The following is a 16,386-nucleotide window of genomic DNA, read 5'->3' as shown; positions in this document are numbered from 1 at the left end:
GGTGTGTGTCTCGCCGTGAAGGGTCTGCTTCGGGGGTGGGTGCGGGTTGTTCGTGGTTGCTCGCGCAGTTCCCCGCGCCCCTGGGTGGATGCAGTGCACGTACCTAGGGACGCGGGGCGTGCCGTGTCAGCAGCAGCGGCTCTGCGGGTGCTCCTCCCGGTGCAGGGTGCGCAGTACCTCGTACTCCCGGCGGGTCGGTACAGGGGCGTGGGGGTGATGGCGGCGGTGCCGGTCGCAGTAGCGGTCGTACTCCGCCTCGCCGGTCAGCTCGCGGGCGTACCAGCGCAGCGCCCCCAGCACCTTCCGCACGGGGCTCATGAGCGCGTCCCCACCAGCGGCTCTTCGGACCGCTCCGGCACATCGATGCGGGACTCGACGTACGGCGCCTCGGTGGTCGGCAGGGGCTCCCCGGCCCGGATGGCGCGGACGCACACGACCGCGCAGTTGACCAGGACCGTGAGGACCAGCAGCAGGAAGATCGCCATGATCACGCCGTCCACCGTGTTGTTGAGCACGATGGTGTGCATGTCGTCCATGTTCGTGGCGCCCGGCAGTAGCTGACCGTCCTCGATGGCCTGCGCGTACTTGTCCCGCAGAGCGAAGAAGCCGATCGCCGGGTTGTCCGAGAAGATCTTCTGCCAGCCCGCGGTGAAGGTGACGGCCACGTCCCAGGCCAGCGGGATGCCGGTGACCCAGGCCCAGCGCAGCTTGCCGGACTTGATCAGCACGGTGGTGGTGACGGCCAGGGCGACCGCGGCCAGCAGCTGGTTGGCGATGCCGAACAGCGGGAACAGCTGCTTGATGCCGCCGAGGGGGTCGGTGACACCGGCGTAGAGGAAGTATCCCCAGGCGCCCACGACCAGGGCGCTGGTGATCCAGATGCCCGGCTTCCAGGTGACCCGGCCGATCGGCTTCCAGACGTTGCCCAGCATGTCCTGGAGCATGAAGCGGCCCACGCGCGTGCCCGCGTCCACGGTGGTGAGGATGAACAGGGCCTCGAACATGATCGCGAAGTGGTACCAGAAGGCCTTCATTCCGGCCCCGCCGAACACCCCCGCGAAGATCTCCGACATGCCCACGGCCAGGGTGGGCGCGCCACCGGAGCGGCCCACCAGCGTCTCCTCCTCGACGGCCTTGGCCGCCGCGGTGAGCTGGTCCGGGGTGATGGTGAAGCCTAGGTTCTTCACCGCCTCGGCGGCGCTGTCCACGGTCGGGCCGAGCAGCGCGGCCGGGGAGTTCATGGCGTAGAAGAGGCCCGGTTCGAGCACGCACGCGGCGATCAGGGCCATGACGGCGACGAAGGACTCCGTGAGCATGGAGCCGTAGCCGATCATCCGGACCTGGGACTCCTTCTGGATCAGCTTCGGCGTGGTGCCGGAGGAGACCAGGGCGTGGAAGCCGGACAGGGCGCCGCAGGCGATGGTGATGAACAGGAACGGGAACAGCGACCCGGCGAACACCGGTCCGGCGCCGGTCGAGGCGAACTCCGTCACCGACTCGGTCTTCAGGGTCGGGGCGGCGATCACCACGCCGACGGCCATCAGGGCGATGGTGCCGACCTTCATGAAGGTGGAGAGGTAGTCGCGCGGCGCCAGCAGCATCCACACCGGCAGCACGGAGGCGACGAAGCCGTAGCCGACCAGGCAGAAGACCAGGGTCTCCGGGCTCCAGACGAAGTACTGGGCGAGCGAGGAGTCCTGGATCCAGCCGCCGCCGAGGATGGCGAGCAGCAGCAGGGCCACCCCGATGAAGCTGGTCTCCACGACCTGGCCCGGGCGCAGATAGCGCAGGTAGAAGCCCATGAAGAGGGCGATGGGGATGGTCATGGTGACCGAGAAGGTGCCCCACGCGGACTCGGCCAGCGCGTTGACGACGACCATCGCGAGCACCGCAAGCAGGATGATCATGATGGCGAAGACGCCGATCAGCGCGGCGGCACCGCCCACCTTGCCGATCTCGTCGCGGGCCATCTGTCCCAGGCTCTTGCCGTCCCGGCGCATCGAGAGGAACAGAACGATCATGTCCTGCACGGCGCCGGCGAAGATCACGCCCGCGATGATCCAGACCGTGCCCGGCAGATAGCCCATCTGCGCTGCCAGCACCGGGCCGACCAGCGGGCCGGCGCCGGCGATCGCCGCGAAGTGGTGGCCGAACAGCACCCGCTTGTCGGTGGGGTGGTAGTCGACGCCGTCCTCCAGCCGCTCGGCCGGGGTGGCACGGGTGTCGTCGACCCGCAGGACCCGCCGGGCGATGAACCGCGAGTAGAAGCGGTAGGCGATCGCGTACGAGCCGAGCGCCGCCACGACCAGCCAGACGGCCGAGATCTCCTCACCCCGGGACAGGGCGAGCACGGCCCAGCCGAGGGCGCCGACAAGGGCGACGGCGATCCAGAGTGCGACCGACTTTGGCGACATCCGGGATTTTTCCGGCGCCTCACGACCGGATTCGGGCATGGCTGACGTAGGCATGGCGGCTCCTGAACTCAACAGGTGGGCGAAGCGAACTCAACAGGTGGGCGAAGCGGGTGTGCGGCAGAAGGGGAAGTGCGGCTCAGCGATGCCGATGTCGATCTCGACGCGGATGCCGATGTCGACGTCGGTCCGTCAGCGCGTACGCCGCGAGCAGGCAGAGGCCGCACCCCGGCACCCAGGCGAGCTGGTACCAGTAGAAGAACGGCGTCCCCGCCAGCCGCGGATCCGCACCGGCGTACAGCGGAACCCACAGCAGTCCTGCGGCGGGCGCGAGGAGCAGTACGGCGATCGCGACGCGCCGTAGCCGGTGATGACCGGTCCGTGCCATGACCTGCGCTCCTCTCCCGCTCGCTGTCGGTCTGTGCAAGAGTTGCCCACCCCCGGAGACCGGTTGACAGCGAATTTCGGGGAAATTTCCCGCCGGTTCCCTGTCCTCCGTTCCGGGCGTTCGCGCAACTTAGGCGCGAGGGCACACACCAAGGACGGTGACCCATGGCCGACGGCGCCATGACCGCGACGTTTCTCGCCGTGATCGGCGGAGCGTCGCTGCTCGCCGTCACCGCGCGGCGCCTGAGCCCGAGCGACCGTCTGCCGTCGCTGGAGGGCTGGGCGCTGGCCGACCGCAGTCTCGGCCCGGTGTGGACCTGGCTGCTGCTCGGCGGCACGATCTTCACCGCGTACACCTTCGCCGCCATACCGGGGCTGGCGTACGGCAACGGCGCGCCCGCCTTCTTCGCGGTGCCGTACACGGTGATCGTCTGCCCGATCGCCTTCGTGCTGCTGAGCCGCCTGTGGTCCGTCGCCCGTCGGCACGGCTACGTCACCGCGGCCGACTTCGTGCGCGGCCGGTACGGGTCGGCGCCGCTCGCCCTGGTGGTCGCGCTGACCGGAATCCTCGCGACGATGCCGTATCTCGCGCTGCAGCTGCTCGGCATCAGGGCGGTGCTGGCGGCCGGGGGCGTGTATCCGCGGGGCGCGGCCGGTGATCTGGTGATGGTGGCCCTGTTCGCGGGGCTGGCCGTCGCCACCTACCGGCACGGGCTGCGCGCCCCGACCGTCATCTCCGCGCTCAAGGCCGTGGCCGTCTTCGTCTCGCTGACCGCGGTGACCTGGCTGGTGCTGGCCCGGCTCGGCGGCCCCGGTGCCGTCTTCGACGGTGCGGCCGAGCGCCTCGGCGGACCGGCGCTGCTCCTCACCCCCGAGCAGCAGCCCGCCTACGCCACCCTCGCCCTCGGCTCCGCGCTCGCCCTGCTGATGTACCCGCACGTGCTCACCGCCGGTTTCGCCGCCGACGGCCCGCGGACCCTGCGCAAGGTGTCCGTCGCGCTGCCCGCCTGGACCGCGCTGCTCGCCCTCTTCGGCTTCCTCGGCATCGCGGCCCTCGCGACGGGCGTGCGCGCCCCGGCGGGCGGCGCCGAGGCGGCCGTACCGATGCTGGTCGACCGGCTGATGCCGGCGCCGCTGGCCGGGCTGGTGTTCGGTGCGATCACCGTGGGGGCGATGGTCCCGGCGGCGGTGATGTCGATCGCCGCCGCCACGAGCTTCGTACGCAATGTGTATGTCGAGTACGTCCATCCGACGGCCACGCCCAAGCGGCAGGTGCGGATCGCCAAGGCGGTGTCGCTCACCGCGAAGGTGGGCGCGGTGGCGTTCGTGTTCGGGCTGCGCGACCAGGACGCCATCAACCTCCAGCTGCTCGGCGGGGTGTGGATCCTGCAGATCTTCCCGGCCGTCGCGGTGGGCCTGTTCACCGGGCGGCTGCATCCGCGGGCGCTGCTCGCCGGGTGGGGCGTGGGCATGGTGGCGGGGACCTTCATGGTCGTACAGGAAGGGTTCTCGTCGGTCGTGCCGCTCGGCAGCGGGCCGGAGGTCTACGCCGGGCTCGCCGCGCTGCTGCTCAATCTGACCGTCGCCGTGGCCGGGACCGCGGTGCTCGAACGCCTCGGCGTCCCGCGCGGCGCCGATCTGACCGACCTGCCGTCACGCCTGAGCGTCAGGCGGCGCCCCGAGACGGGAGCGAACAACCCGTGAGACAGCACCTGAGACACGAGGCCGGTACTGCTGCGGTACCCGCCGTGCCCCTCGCCCCCGCGGTGAGCGACCCGGCCGACCTGGAGCGCGAGGCCGGTCTGGCCCGTCTGTTCGAGCTGCACTACTCCTCGATGCTGCGCCTCGCCGTCCTGCTCGGCGCCGACGACCCGGAGAACGTGGTCGCCGAGGCCTACTACCAGATCTACCGGAAGTGGCGGCGGCTGCGGGACGCCGAGGCGGCGGAGGCGTATCTGCGCTCCACGGTGTGCAATCTGACGCGGATGCGGATACGGCACCTCCAAGTGGCCCGCAAGCACGTCGAGAAGCCGGAGCAGGTCGAGGTCGTCGCCTCCGCCGAGAGCACCGCGCTGCTGCACGACGACCAGCGTGTGCTGATCGACGCGCTCCAGCAGCTGCCCGCCCGGCAGCGCGAGGCGCTGGTGCTGCGGCACTGGCTCGGGCTGAAGGAGAGCGAGATCGCCGCGGCGATGGGGATCTCCTGCGGCTCCGTCAAAACCCATACGGCACGCGGCCTCGCCGCCCTGACCCAGGCGATGGAGGCCCGGCGATGACGTATCGAGATGTGACTCCGTCGCGGGGCACCGGTCCGGACCGCACGGAGCGGGAGCTGCGCGAGGCGCTCTCCGCTCTCGCCGACGGGGTGCAGGCGGCGCCCGACGCCTACCGCACGGCACGCGGCGAGTGGCTGCGCCGGGAACGCCGACGCCGACTCGTCCTCGCCGTCCTCATCGCGGTCGTGTTCGCCCTGGCCACCCTGATCGGCCTGTGGGTCCTCAACCAGGCCCCGACGGATCCCGGCGTCATCTTCTCGGACACCGGCTCCGCGGCGAGCGGGCAACTCACCGGGCCCCACCCCTGACGCCGCTCCCCGTCACCACCCTCCCGTATCACTCCCCCGGCCCCACCCTGATTGGCCCACCACCCCTTGGGGAACCCGCACTTGCGTGCACCCGCGCATCGAGGACTACGCCCTCATCGGTGACGAGCAGACGGCCGCCCTGGTCGGCAGGGACGGATCCGTCGACTGGCTGTGTCTGCCCCGCTTCGATTCGGCCGCCTGTTTCGCCAAGCTTCTCGGTGGCAAGGACAACGGCCACTGGCGCATCGCCCCCAAGCATGCGAAGGGGCTCTGCACCCGCCGCGCGTACCGCCCGGACACCTTGGTGCTGGACACCGAGTGGGAGACGGCCGAGGGGGCGATCCGCGTCACCGACCTGATGCCCCAACGTGACCGTGCCCCCGACCTCGTACGCATCGTGGAGGGACTGGGCGGCCGGGTCACGGTGCGCAGCACCCTGCGGCTCCGGTTCGACTACGGGGCGATCGTCCCCTGGGTGCGCAAGTCCCGCGGCCACCGGGTGGCCGTCGCCGGACCGGACTCGGTCTGGCTGCGTAGCGAACCCGCGGTGCACACCTGGGGCGAGGACTTCGGTACGCACTCGGAGTTCACGGTCGAGGCCGGCGAGCAGGTCGCGTTCGTCCTCACCTGGCACCCCTCGCACGAGCCGCGCCCGCCGCTCGTCGACCCGTACAAGGCGTTGCGCGTCAGCATCCGCGACTGGCAGAAGTGGGTGGGGCACTGCCACTACGCCGGTCCGTACCGCGACGCCGTCATCCGCTCCCTGATCACCCTGAAGGCCCTCACCTACCGCCCGACCGGCGGCATCGTCGCCGCCCCCACCACCTCGCTCCCCGAGGAGATCGGCGGCGTCCGCAACTGGGACTACCGCTACTGCTGGCTGCGCGACTCCACCCTCACCCTGAACGTGGGCCTGTCGGCGGGCTACCGGGCGGAGGCGGAGGCCTGGCGCGACTGGCTGCTGCGCGCGGTCGCCGGTGACCCGGCGGACCTGCGGATCATGTACGGCCTGGCAGGCGAGCGGCGGCTGCCCGAGTTCGAGGTGCCGTGGCTGTCCGGCTTCGCCGGCTCCGCCCCCGTACGCATCGGCAACCAGGCCGTGGAACAGCTCCAGTTGGACGTGTACGGCGAGGTCATGGACACCCTGGCGCTGGCCCGGGACGCGGGACTGCCCAGCAAGCCGCACATCTGGGCGATCCAGGCCGCCCTCATCGACTGGCTGAGCTCGCAGTGGAGGCAGCCCGACGAGGGGCTGTGGGAGGTGCGGGGCGGGCGCCGGCACTTCGTGCACTCGAAGGTGATGGTGTGGGTGGCCGCGGACCGGGCGGTGCGCACGCTGGAGGAGAACCCGTCGCTGGAGGGCGACCTCGCCGGCTGGCGGGAGTTCCGCGACGAGGTGCACCGCGAGGTGTGCGAGAAGGGGTACGACGCCGAGCGGAACACCTTCACGCAGTACTACGGCTCCCGTGAACTCGACGCCGCCCTGCTGCTCATCCCGCGCGTCGGCTTCCTGCCGCCCGACGACCCGCGCGTCATCGGCACCATCGACGCGATCCGCGCCGAGCTCAGCCATGACGGCTTTCTGCGCCGCTACAGCCAGGAGACGCCCGTCGACGGACTCCCCGGCGGTGAGGGCACCTTCCTGGCCTGCTCGTTCTGGCTCGCGGAGGCGCTGCACATGACAGGACGTACGCAGGAGGCGCATGAGCTGTTCGACCGTCTGGTGCACCTCGCCAACGACGTGGGCCTGCTGTCCGAGGAGTACGACCCCGTGGCCGGCCACCAGCTCGGCAACTTCCCGCAGGCCTTCAGCCACATCGGCCTGGTGAACACCGCTCTCGCCCTGTTCGGGGGCGACCGGGCAGGATAGGAACATGGATCTTGGACTGAAGGACCGGGTGTACGTCGTCACGGGGGCCACCCGTGGCCTGGGCAACGCCGCCGCGCGTGAACTGGTGGCCGACGGGGCGAAGGTCGTCCTGACCGGCCGGGACGAGGAGCGGGTCGCCGCGGCCGCGACCGAGCTGGGGCCGAACGCCGTCGGGGTGGCCGTCGACAACGCCGATCCGGAGGCGGCCGGGCGGCTCATCGCTGTCGCGCGGGACGCCTTCGGCGGATTCGACGGCATTTTCATCAGCGTCGGCGGACCGGCTCCGGGATTTGTCGCCGACAACACGGACGAGCAGTGGCAGTCGGCGTTCGAGTCGGTGTTCCTGGGCGCGGTGCGGCTGGCGCGGGCCGCGGCGGCCGAACTGGAGACGGGAGGCGTCATCGGGTTCGTGCTGTCGGGGTCGGTGCACGAGCCGATTCCGGGGCTGACCATTTCCAACGGACTGCGGCCGGGGCTCGCCGGGTTCGCCAAGTCCCTCGCGGACGAATTGGGGCCGCGGGGCATTCGGGTCGTCGGGTTGCTTCCGGCGCGCATCGACACGGACCGGGTGCGGGAGCTGGACGGAATGTCCGCGGACCCGGAGGCCACGCGGGCCGCGCACGAGGCACGTATTCCGCTGCGGCGGTACGGGGCACCGGAGGAATTCGGACGCGCGGCCGCGTTTTTGCTGTCTCCGGCGGCTTCCTATTTGACGGGGATCATGCTGCCGGTGGACGGCGGCATGCGACACGGGTTCTAACTGACCGTTGCCCTTCTAACTGACCCTTTCCGCACGGTGTTTGACACCCTTGAGTCGAACCTCCGTCGGCAATTCCGCCAAGCCCGCTGAATTGCGGGCATGGGCCAGGGCATGGCCGGTGAGGTCGTTCAGTGCCGTCCCGGGGTCCACGTGCGGTTCCAGCAGGAGGCGTACGCGGGCCTCGGGAGCGCTGCGTCTGCCCGTCAGCTGGGCCTGGGCCCGCTGCACGCCCTCCAGGCCCGCCGCCTCGCTCGCCAGTACGTTCTCCAGGGCCCGGCCCCGCAGCAGGGCGCCCGCGCCGTCGCCGGTGTCGACCAGGACCTCGGCGAGACGGCGCCGGCGCAGGTTCGCGGTCAGCCACCACAGGGCGAGCAGGACCAGGACGGCCAGTACGGCGATGACCGCCGGCCACCACCAGGCGTCGTCCCGCCAGCGGGTCCGCTCGGCGTCGCTGAGCAGGACGTCGTGCCGGTCGTCGTGGATCCACCAGGACGGGGGTTCCAGCCCGAGTCCCACGGCCAGTACGGACCCGCCGATCACGAGCAGCACCAGCCCGACGAGCCCGATCAGCACCCGGTTGACCACCCTGAGCACGGTCCTCACCCCTTCCGTCCGAGCCGCCGTACCCGCACCGACAGCGCGGGCGGCCGGGACAGGCCCAGGCCCCTGATCGCGTCGGCGAGCGTGGCATCCAGGTCGGCGCGTACGTCGTCCAGTTCGCGGAAGTGCGAGACGGCGCGGACATCGGCCCGGGACCGGCGCATCCGTACCCGTACCGACTGGACGCCGGAGACCTCCATCGCCCGGTCGCGCAGGACGAGCGCGGCCAGGTCGCGGTGGAGTCCGGCGCGGACGTCGGGGTGGGTGCGCCGCATCGGCAGGACGGACCGCAGGCCGGGTGTGGTCGCCAGGACGAGCAGCCAGAGGCCGAGGACTGCGGCGACGCCCGCGCCGACGAGCACCCAGATGTCGTCGAGAGGGCGTTCGGCGAGCTGGTCGGCCAGTTCCCGGCGCCAGTGCATGGCGGGCCGGTCGGCGCGCACGGAGGCGATGTCGTACAGGAAGAAGCCGGCGACGAGGAAGAGCAGGAGCGCCATGATCGCGGCCGGGATGCGACGTGCCGACCAGAAGCGGCCGTCCTTGCCGCCCTCGCCGTCGGCTGCGGGCGGGGGCTCGTAGTCCGCCGCCGACGCCGACTGGTCGAGGGTGTCGGGTCCGGTCGCCTTCTCCATGACCGGCAGTCGTTGTGTGGTGCCCTCGGAGCCCTGGGACTCGCTCATCGCGTCCTCCCCTGTGCCGTGCCCTGCACGGACCCCGGATGCAGCCGCTCCACATGCACGGCGACCTCCGGCACCTCCATGCCCACCAACGCGCCTACCCGCTCGGCGACATGCCGACGCACGGCAGCGCACCGGGCACCGATGTCGGTGGGGTAGTCGAGTTCGACGTGGACCCGGACCCGGGCGGTCTCGTGGGCCACGACGACGACGGCCTGCGGCCGGGCGGCGCCCTCGGCCAGTTCCCCCACCGCCTCACGTGCGGCCTGTGAGGCGATCTTCACGACGACCCGGTCGGCGATCCGCGTCGCCCCGCGCTCACCGGCCGGGACGGTGGCCGGCGGTCTGCGGAGCTCCGCGGCCCCGCCGCTCACGGACGTCACCTCCGCCGTTCGTCACGGCGCCGGAAGAAGTCACCGAACTCGTACTCGCCCTCCAGGAACCGTCCGGCGATAAAACCGACGGCACCCAGGGCGGCCACCAGCAAGAAGGCGCCGAATCCGCCGAAATACCCGGCGAAGCCCAGTGCCATGCCGGCGATCATGCCGACCACGGCCATGCTCATGATGCGCTCCTCAGCTTCTCAGCGACTCCCCGTCGCTGCGTTGTCCGGTCGCCGGCGCATCACTGGATCCGGCGCTCCGGTTCCTCTTCCTCTTCCTCCGGAAGCTTCACATCACTCACCGCGATGTTGACCTCGACGACTTCGAGGCCGGTCATCCGCTCGACGGCGGTGATCACGTTCTCGCGCACGTCCCGGGCCACGTCGCCGATCGAGACGCCGTACTCGACGACGATCTCCAGGTCGAGCGCGGCCTGTACCTCACCGACCTCGACCTTCACCCCCCGACTCACCGACTTCGCCCCGCCCGGCACCCGGTCGCGCACGGCCCCGAAGGTCCGCGACAGTCCGCTGCCCATGGCGTGCACGCCGTCCACATCGCGTGCGGCCATCCCGGCGATCTTCTCCACGACGCCGTCCGCGATGCTCGTCCGGCCCCGGGCGCCGGGGTCTCCGCCACCGCGCTTGGTCACCTGCGTCTTCCGGGTGATGGGGGTCTCGCCCTCCGTCCCCCGGTTCTGCTCCGTCATCTCAGTCATGGCCGTTCGTCCCCTTCGGTCGTCGTCCCTTGACCACCGTAAGCATGGTTACGCGTTCGCGCGCCAGGGATGCGGCAGGCTGGAGGCATGACCACCGCGGACCGATGGACCCAAGCAGTCCGGCATCAGCTCGGGCTCGGCAGGCTGCTGCCCCTGGGCGCCGCGCACGACGGCGCGTGGATCTCCGAGCGGGCGGCCGAGGCAGTGCTGCGGCGCGCGGTCGAGGACATGCGAGGGGTACGGCTGGACGCGCTCCGGATCGGGCACACCGACCCGGAGGACACGCACGAGGCCGCCGTCCCTCCCCCGCCGAGCGCCCTGTCGCCGGGCCCGCTCCGGGTGACGGCGGATTTCGTGGCGACGGCGACCGAGCCGCTGCCGACGACAGCGGAGCGGTTGCGCGGTCTGCTGGCCGCAGCGGCGACGGACCTCCTCGGCCTGACGGTGACCGAGGTGGACCTACGGGTGACGGCCCTGCTCGACGAGGACGCCGAACCCGCTCCCGTACGGCAGCCCGAGCCGCCGCGCGCCGCAGCGCCCGGGAGCCCCGACGAGGAACGCGTCGCCACCGCGGCCCTGATGGTCCCGGGGGTGACTCAGCTGACGGGCGCCCTGGGCGGGCTGGGCCATGCGGTGCACATCGAGGAACGGCAGGACGAGGCCGCCCTGCCGCACCGGCATGTGCGCGTGGAGCTCGCGGTGAGCCAAGACCGCCGGGCCGTGGAAGTGGCCCGGGAGGTCCGCGAGTGGGTGGGAGAGGCGCTGACCGATCGCCCGACGGTGGCCGTGCTGATCACGGCCGTCGGCTGATCAGCTCATGACTCGTCGCACAGGTCACTCGCCGAGGCCGGCCAGGTCCCGCAGCCGTCGTGCCTGCGCGGCCCGCTCGGCACCGCGCTGCTCGTCGTACGTCCGATCCACGGCACCACGAAGCAGCGCCTTGGTCTCGATCACGGCATCCCGCGGCGCGGCCACGATGGCCCCCGCCAGATCCCGTACGGCGTCGTCGAGCTGCTCGGAGGGCACCGCGAGGTTGGCCAGGCCGCTGCTCACAGCCTCCTCGGCCAGCACGAACCGACCCGTGACGCAGATCTCCAGCGCGCGGCCGTATCCGACCAGCCCGACCAGCGGGTGCGTACCCGTCAGGTCCGGCACCAGCCCGAGGCTGGTCTCACGCATGGCGAACTGCACGTCGTCGGCGACGACGCGCACGTCACAGGCGAGCGCGAGCTGGAAGCCCGCCCCGATGGCATGCCCCTGCACGGCGGCGATCGACACGATGTCGTTGCGCCGCCACCAGGTGAAGCCCTCCTGGAACTCGGCGATGGCAGCGTCGAGTTCGCCGTCGCTGCTACGCGCGAGTTCGATGAAGGAGGGCTCGCCCTCGATCCCGTCGGGCGTGAACATCTGCCGGTCGAGCCCGGCGGAGAAGGACTTGCCCTCACCGCGCAGCACGACCACCCGCACGCTGCCCGGCAGCGCCCGCCCGGCCTCGCCGAGCGTCCGCCACAGGGCGGGGCTCTGCGCGTTGCGCTTGGCCGGGTTGGTCAGCGTCACCGTCGCGATCGCGCCGTCGACGGTGAGCCGTACGCCGTTCTTGTCGAGCAGGGGAGCGAGGTCCTGGTCGGGAGAAGCCATAGGGTGCCTCCGATGCGTGCGGTCATCACGGGATGCCCGGAGGGCACCCACTAAGTGACTGCACAGTAACCACCCGGTCAGTCAGCCGACCGACCGGGTGGCCACCATCGAAGCCGATGGGCCGCCCGGGCTCAGGACGATGCGGCCTTCTTGCCCCGCGTCGCCCCGCCACGCCCACGAAGCGTGACGCCCGATTCGCTGAGCATCCGGTGTACGAAGCCATACGAGCGGCCGGTTTCCTCGGCCAGTGCCCGAATGCTCGCACCGGAGTCGTACTTCTTCTTCAGGTCTGCCGCGAGCTTGTCGCGCGCGGCGCCGGTTACCCGGCTGCCCTTCTTCAGAGTCTCGGCCACCCGTGCCTCCTCATGGGAAGTGCGCTCTGGTCTCCTCATGATCACCCCTCCGGGCCTTCATGGCCACCCATTCGGCAAGGTCCGTGAGACATGGTTTTGACGACAGGAGCACATCCCCACAAGCGGAATCTGGAATTCCGCAGTCTGGCGTCCGTACGGCCGAACGAGTTATTTCGAGAAGTTCCAGGTCAGAGACGCGAGACGGCCGAGCCCTTGTCGATAAAGGACTCGGCCGTGAAATTGATGTAGTACACACCTCGGTACGAGGAGATCTCACACAGATGATGGATCACCGATGGGCCGAATGATCCATACGCCGGTGATCACGCATTCGATCAAGCCAGGGCGACGAGATCCGCGTAGTCGGCGCCCCACAGGTCCTCGACGCCGTCCGGCAGCAGAATGATCCGTTCCGGCTGCAGCGCCTCGACGGCGCCCTCGTCGTGGGTGACGAGCACGACCGCGCCCTTGTAGGTGCGCAGCGCGCCGAGGATCTCCTCGCGGCTGGCCGGGTCGAGGTTGTTGGTGGGCTCGTCGAGCAGCAGGACGTTCGCCGACGACACCACGAGGGTGGCGAGGGCGAGACGGGTCTTCTCACCACCGGAGAGGACACCGGCCGGCTTGTCGACGTCGTCGCCGGAGAACAGGAACGAGCCGAGCACCTTGCGGACCTCGACGAGATCCATGTCGGGGGCCGCGGAGCGCATGTTCTCCAGCACCGTGCGCTCGGGGTCGAGGGTCTCGTGCTCCTGGGCGTAGTACCCGAGCTTGAGGCCGTGGCCCTCGATCACCTCGCCGGTGTCGGGCGTCTCGACGCCGCCGAGGAGGCGGAGCAGGGTGGTCTTGCCGGCGCCGTTGAGCCCGAGGATGACCACCCTCGATCCCTTGTCGATGGCCAGGTCGACGTCGGTGAAGATCTCCAGCGAGCCGTAGGACTTCGACAGGCCCTCGGCGGTGAGCGGGGTCTTGCCGCAGGGGGCGGGCTCGGGGAAGCGCAGCTTGGCGACCTTGTCGCTCTGGCGCACCGCCTCGAGTCCGGCGAGCAGCCGGTCGGCGCGCTTGGCCATGTTCTGCGCGGCGACGGTCTTGGTGGCCTTGGCGCGCATCTTGTCGGCCTGCGAGTGCAGCGCGGCGGCCTTCTTCTCGGCGTTCTGCCGCTCGCGCTTGCGGCGCTTCTCGTCGGCCTCGCGCTGCTGCTGGTAGAGCTTCCAGCCCATGTTGTAGACGTCGATCTGGGCGCGGTTGGCGTCCAGGTAGAACACCTTGTTGACGACCGTCTCGACCAGGTCCACATCGTGGGAGATCACGATGAACCCACCGCGGTAGGTCTTGAGGTAGTCCCGCAGCCAGACGATCGAGTCGGCGTCGAGGTGGTTGGTCGGCTCGTCGAGCAGCAGGGTGTCCGCGTCGGAGAACAGGATGCGGGCCAGCTCGATACGGCGCCGCTGACCGCCGGAGAGGGTGTGCAGCGGCTGGCCGAGCACCCGGTCGGGGAGGTTCAGCGCGGCGGCGATGGTGGCGGCCTCGGCCTCGGCGGCGTACCCGCCCTTGGTGAGGAACTCGGTCTCCTGGCGCTCGTACTGCCTCAGGGCCTTCTCGCGGGTCGCGCCCTGGCCGTTGGCGATGCGCTGTTCGTTCTCGCGCATCTTGCGGATCAGTGCGTCGAGCCCGCGCGCGGAGAGGACGCGGTCGCGGGCGAGGACGTCGAGGTCGCCGGTGCGGGGGTCCTGCGGGAGGTAGCCGACCTCGCCGGAGCGGGTGATGTTGCCGCCGGCGGGGATGCCCTCGCCGGCCAGGCACTTGGTGAGGGTGGTCTTGCCGGCGCCGTTGCGGCCGACGAGGCCGATGCGGTCGCCCTTGGCTACGCGGAAGGTCGCGGACTCGATGAGGACGCGCGCACCGGCGCGCAGCTCGATACCGGAGGCGGAGATCACGGACAGACTCCAGGGCAGGGATAGGTGGCGGGATGGGCGGCTGAGGACGTTCCCGCCGTCTAATGCGCGAGGAGACAGGCCATGGGCCAAGTCTAACGGTGCCGTGCAAGCACTTTTTCTGGGTCCATGTGTTCGATCATGTATGTCGCGTCGGCAGGCCGTTGTCAGTGGGCGCTGCGAGACTGGCAGCGCGTCGAGATTCCGGAAGAGGTGATCGGCATGGCAGGTACGAGCGGTGGGCGTCCGAGCATCTACCCGACGCTGCACTACGCGGACGCGAAGGCCGCGATCAAGCAGCTCACGGAGGCCCTCGGGTTCACGGAGCTGGCGGTGTACGAGACCGAGGACGGCAAGATCGCGCACGCCGAGCTGGTACAGGGCAACGGCGCGGTGATGCTCGGCTCGACAGGCACCGGCAGCGCCTACGACAAGCTGATGAAGGACGCGGGCCCGACCGGCGTGTACGTCGTCGTGGACGACGTCGACGCACACCACCGGCGGGCCGTACAGCACGGCGCGGAGATCCTGATGCCCCCGACGGACCAGGATTACGGTTCGCGGGACTACATGGCCCGGGACATCGAGGGCAATGTGTGGAGCTTCGGCACCTACTCCCCCGCGATAGAGGGCTGAGCGCCGGTCCGGCTCAGCTCCCCCCGGTGTGCACCTGGAAGGCGGCGCGGCGCACGGCCTTCGCGAGGGCGGGGTCGGGGTGCGCGGCGGCGAGCGCGACCAGGACCTGCACGGTGCGGGGGTGACCGACGGCACGCACCTCGTCGAGGAGCGCGGGGACGGTCGGCTGGAGAGCGGACTCCAGGTGCCGTACGAGCATGGGGGCCTCGCCGTGGTCGGCGACGGCGGCGGCGGTGTCGACCCACAGCCAGGTGGCCTCTTCCCGGGTGAGCACCTCGTGGGCGTCCTCGGGGTCCACCCCGTCGTGCTCGGCGAGCCAGAGGAGGGCGTACGGCCGCAGGGTCGGCTCGTCGTGGACGGCGCGGACGTCGGGCTCGGCGGGGGCGCCGACGACGCGCAGCGCCTCGAAGGCGAGGCCGCGCAGCAGGGCGTCGTCGCCGCGGGCGGCGCCGAGGAGTTCGGTGACGGCGCTGCCGACGGGGCGGGCGGCGAGCCAGGCGCGGTATTCGTCGCGGGCGGCGTTCGGGCGGAGCTGGGCGCAGCCGCGGAGCATGTCCTCGGCGCCCTGCTCGATGTTCCCGGCGGGGCTCTGCGCGGCGACGCAGATCTGCTCCAGCTTGACCCAGACCGCCCAGCTGCCGAGCGGAGTGAGGGTGGCCTGTCCGTCGCCGTAGGTGAGGGCGCCGACGGAGGCGAGGGCGTGCAGGGCCCAGTCGAGGAGCGGGGCGAGAGGCGTGTCCGCGGCGGCCGCGGGGTCGGCGACCGGCTCGGGCTGCGGCCCGTAGGGGATCTCGCATCTCTCGGTGCGCAGTTCGGTGACGCGCTGCTCCAGCAGGTCCAGCAGCTGCTCGACGGGGACGGGCCCGGCGGACAGTTGGAGAAAGGAGAGCACCTGCGGCATGGCCGAGACGACCTCGGCGACGGCGGCGGGCTCACGGTCGCTGGGCTCCGGATAGGCGAGCGACCAGGCGTCGAAGAGGGCGACCCAGCCGCGCAGGACGGCACTGTCGTCCCGGTCCCAGGCGCGCAGCCGCCAGCCGGGCCGGGCGTTGTCGCCGTGCACCTCCACGAGACCGGCGAGCCGCGCGGTGTCCCAGTCGGCACGCACCTGAGCCACGGTCAGGCCCAGGTCGCTCGCCGCCCGTTCGGCGGTCGCGTCGGAGAGGGTGCCCTTGCCGTCGGAGCCGGCACCGTCACGGCCGGGGCGCAGGGCGGCGTCGGCCCAGTGGGCGACGCGGGCCGCGGTGGCCAGACCGGAGCGAGCCATTCTGGCCAGCTCGGACCGGGCCGGTGTGCCTTCCGGAGGGCGGGGTACGGGGCGCCGTGGGCGTCGCTGGTTCACGGCTCGGGGGGCGGCGGCCAGGGGTCGCGGGCGGACGAGTCGAAGCCTGGAGTCGCGCGGGATACGGGACGTCACGGGTGCAGTCTTCCGGTTGAC

19 protein-coding genes are annotated in these 16,386 nt (G+C 71.1%); 7 read left to right on the top strand and 12 right to left on the bottom strand.

The features are described from left to right. Nucleotides 1-126: 126 nt before the first annotated feature. The 3 genes from BLU79_RS20885 to BLU79_RS20875 all read right to left on the bottom strand — a co-directional run bounded on the left by BLU79_RS20885 (nucleotide 127) and on the right by BLU79_RS20875 (nucleotide 2,799). Complete coding sequence (locus BLU79_RS20885; protein ID WP_093907327.1) at nucleotides 127-318, bottom strand: YbdD/YjiX family protein; 192 nt, start codon at nucleotides 316-318, stop codon at nucleotides 127-129. Beyond that, a complete protein-coding gene (locus BLU79_RS20880) occupies nucleotides 315-2,468 on the bottom strand; it encodes a carbon starvation CstA family protein (protein WP_093907326.1) in 2,154 nt (717 codons plus the stop codon). Before BLU79_RS20880 ends, BLU79_RS20885 begins: the two co-directional genes overlap by 4 nt. An 82-nt stretch (nucleotides 2,469-2,550) precedes the next feature. Further along, the gene (locus BLU79_RS20875; RefSeq protein ID WP_093907325.1) at nucleotides 2,551-2,799 is read right to left on the bottom strand and encodes a DUF3311 domain-containing protein; all 249 of its coding nucleotides are present in this window, start codon (nucleotides 2,797-2,799) and stop codon (nucleotides 2,551-2,553) included. A gap of 164 nt (nucleotides 2,800-2,963) precedes the next feature. On the opposite strand from BLU79_RS20875, the gene BLU79_RS20870 reads away from it, so the two are divergent. The 5 genes from BLU79_RS20870 (at nucleotide 2,964) to BLU79_RS20850 (ending at nucleotide 8,012) form a co-directional block, all read left to right on the top strand. Beyond that, nucleotides 2,964-4,502: a sodium:solute symporter family protein gene (locus tag BLU79_RS20870; protein WP_093907324.1), complete on the top strand. Its 1,539-nt coding sequence runs from the start codon at nucleotides 2,964-2,966 to the stop codon at nucleotides 4,500-4,502. Further along, entirely contained in the window at nucleotides 4,499-5,074 is a 576-nt protein-coding gene (locus BLU79_RS20865; RefSeq protein ID WP_177001100.1) for a sigma-70 family RNA polymerase sigma factor, read from the top strand. The genes BLU79_RS20870 and BLU79_RS20865 overlap by 4 nt, the downstream gene beginning before the upstream one ends. Continuing rightward, nucleotides 5,071-5,382, top strand: coding sequence for a hypothetical protein (locus BLU79_RS20860; RefSeq protein ID WP_093907323.1), 312 nt, complete (start codon nucleotides 5,071-5,073; stop codon nucleotides 5,380-5,382). Before BLU79_RS20865 ends, BLU79_RS20860 begins: the two co-directional genes overlap by 4 nt. An 85-nt stretch (nucleotides 5,383-5,467) precedes the next feature. Next, on the top strand, nucleotides 5,468-7,252 hold the full coding sequence (locus BLU79_RS20855; RefSeq protein WP_093907322.1) for a glycoside hydrolase family 15 protein: 1,785 nt from the start codon (nucleotides 5,468-5,470) through the stop codon (nucleotides 7,250-7,252). Nucleotides 7,253-7,256: 4 nt separating this feature from the next. Beyond that, nucleotides 7,257-8,012 carry an SDR family oxidoreductase gene (locus tag BLU79_RS20850; RefSeq protein ID WP_093907321.1) on the top strand — a complete coding sequence of 252 codons (756 nt, stop codon included), beginning with the start codon at nucleotides 7,257-7,259 and terminating at the stop codon, nucleotides 8,010-8,012. Between the two features lie 15 nt (nucleotides 8,013-8,027). Here BLU79_RS20850 and amaP read toward each other — a convergent pair whose 3' ends face one another. From amaP to BLU79_RS20825, 5 genes are read right to left on the bottom strand one after another with little or no spacing between them, the layout of a single operon-like run. Then, a complete protein-coding gene (gene amaP / locus BLU79_RS20845) occupies nucleotides 8,028-8,606 on the bottom strand; it encodes an alkaline shock response membrane anchor protein AmaP (RefSeq protein ID WP_093907411.1) in 579 nt (192 codons plus the stop codon). Between the two features lie 5 nt (nucleotides 8,607-8,611). After that, a complete protein-coding gene (locus BLU79_RS20840) occupies nucleotides 8,612-9,292 on the bottom strand; it encodes a DUF6286 domain-containing protein (protein WP_093907320.1) in 681 nt (226 codons plus the stop codon). Then, nucleotides 9,289-9,672 (bottom strand): Asp23/Gls24 family envelope stress response protein, encoded by a 384-nt coding sequence (locus tag BLU79_RS20835; protein WP_093907319.1) that lies wholly within the window; start codon nucleotides 9,670-9,672, stop codon nucleotides 9,289-9,291. Before BLU79_RS20835 ends, BLU79_RS20840 begins: the two co-directional genes overlap by 4 nt. Next, nucleotides 9,669-9,854 carry a hypothetical protein gene (locus BLU79_RS20830; RefSeq protein WP_093907318.1) on the bottom strand — a complete coding sequence of 62 codons (186 nt, stop codon included), beginning with the start codon at nucleotides 9,852-9,854 and terminating at the stop codon, nucleotides 9,669-9,671. The genes BLU79_RS20835 and BLU79_RS20830 overlap by 4 nt, the downstream gene beginning before the upstream one ends. Nucleotides 9,855-9,913: 59 nt before the next feature. Beyond that, nucleotides 9,914-10,390: an Asp23/Gls24 family envelope stress response protein gene (locus BLU79_RS20825; protein ID WP_093907317.1), complete on the bottom strand. Its 477-nt coding sequence runs from the start codon at nucleotides 10,388-10,390 to the stop codon at nucleotides 9,914-9,916. Between the two features lie 87 nt (nucleotides 10,391-10,477). Here BLU79_RS20825 and BLU79_RS20820 point away from each other — a divergent pair, with 87 nt between their 5' ends. Then, complete coding sequence (locus tag BLU79_RS20820) at nucleotides 10,478-11,200, top strand: nucleopolyhedrovirus P10 family protein (protein WP_093907316.1); 723 nt, start codon at nucleotides 10,478-10,480, stop codon at nucleotides 11,198-11,200. 24 nt (nucleotides 11,201-11,224) lie between these two features. Here BLU79_RS20820 and BLU79_RS20815 read toward each other — a convergent pair whose 3' ends face one another. The 3 genes from BLU79_RS20815 to BLU79_RS20805 all read right to left on the bottom strand — a co-directional run bounded on the left by BLU79_RS20815 (nucleotide 11,225) and on the right by BLU79_RS20805 (nucleotide 14,315). After that, a complete protein-coding gene (locus tag BLU79_RS20815; RefSeq protein WP_093907315.1) occupies nucleotides 11,225-12,028 on the bottom strand; it encodes an enoyl-CoA hydratase/isomerase family protein in 804 nt (267 codons plus the stop codon). 131 nt (nucleotides 12,029-12,159) lie between these two features. Then, entirely contained in the window at nucleotides 12,160-12,381 is a 222-nt protein-coding gene (locus BLU79_RS20810) for a helix-turn-helix domain-containing protein (RefSeq protein WP_004002281.1), read from the bottom strand. Between the two features lie 335 nt (nucleotides 12,382-12,716). Then, on the bottom strand, nucleotides 12,717-14,315 hold the full coding sequence (locus BLU79_RS20805; protein ID WP_093907314.1) for an ABC-F family ATP-binding cassette domain-containing protein: 1,599 nt from the start codon (nucleotides 14,313-14,315) through the stop codon (nucleotides 12,717-12,719). 219 nt (nucleotides 14,316-14,534) lie between these two features. Between BLU79_RS20805 and BLU79_RS20800 the strand changes: the two genes are divergently transcribed. After that, nucleotides 14,535-14,948 carry a VOC family protein gene (locus BLU79_RS20800; protein ID WP_177001099.1) on the top strand — a complete coding sequence of 138 codons (414 nt, stop codon included), beginning with the start codon at nucleotides 14,535-14,537 and terminating at the stop codon, nucleotides 14,946-14,948. Nucleotides 14,949-14,961: 13 nt separating this feature from the next. Here the strand turns inward: BLU79_RS20800 and BLU79_RS20795 are convergent, their stop codons facing one another. After that, the gene (locus BLU79_RS20795) at nucleotides 14,962-16,365 is read right to left on the bottom strand and encodes a hypothetical protein (protein WP_177001098.1); all 1,404 of its coding nucleotides are present in this window, start codon (nucleotides 16,363-16,365) and stop codon (nucleotides 14,962-14,964) included. Nucleotides 16,366-16,386 lie beyond the last annotated feature (21 nt).

Source organism: Streptomyces sp. cf386, assembly GCF_900103585.1.
GTDB lineage: Bacteria > Actinomycetota > Actinomycetes > Streptomycetales > Streptomycetaceae > Streptomyces.
The sequence above is the reverse complement of the archived record's forward strand: the minus strand, read 5'-3'. Positions and strand labels throughout refer to the sequence as shown.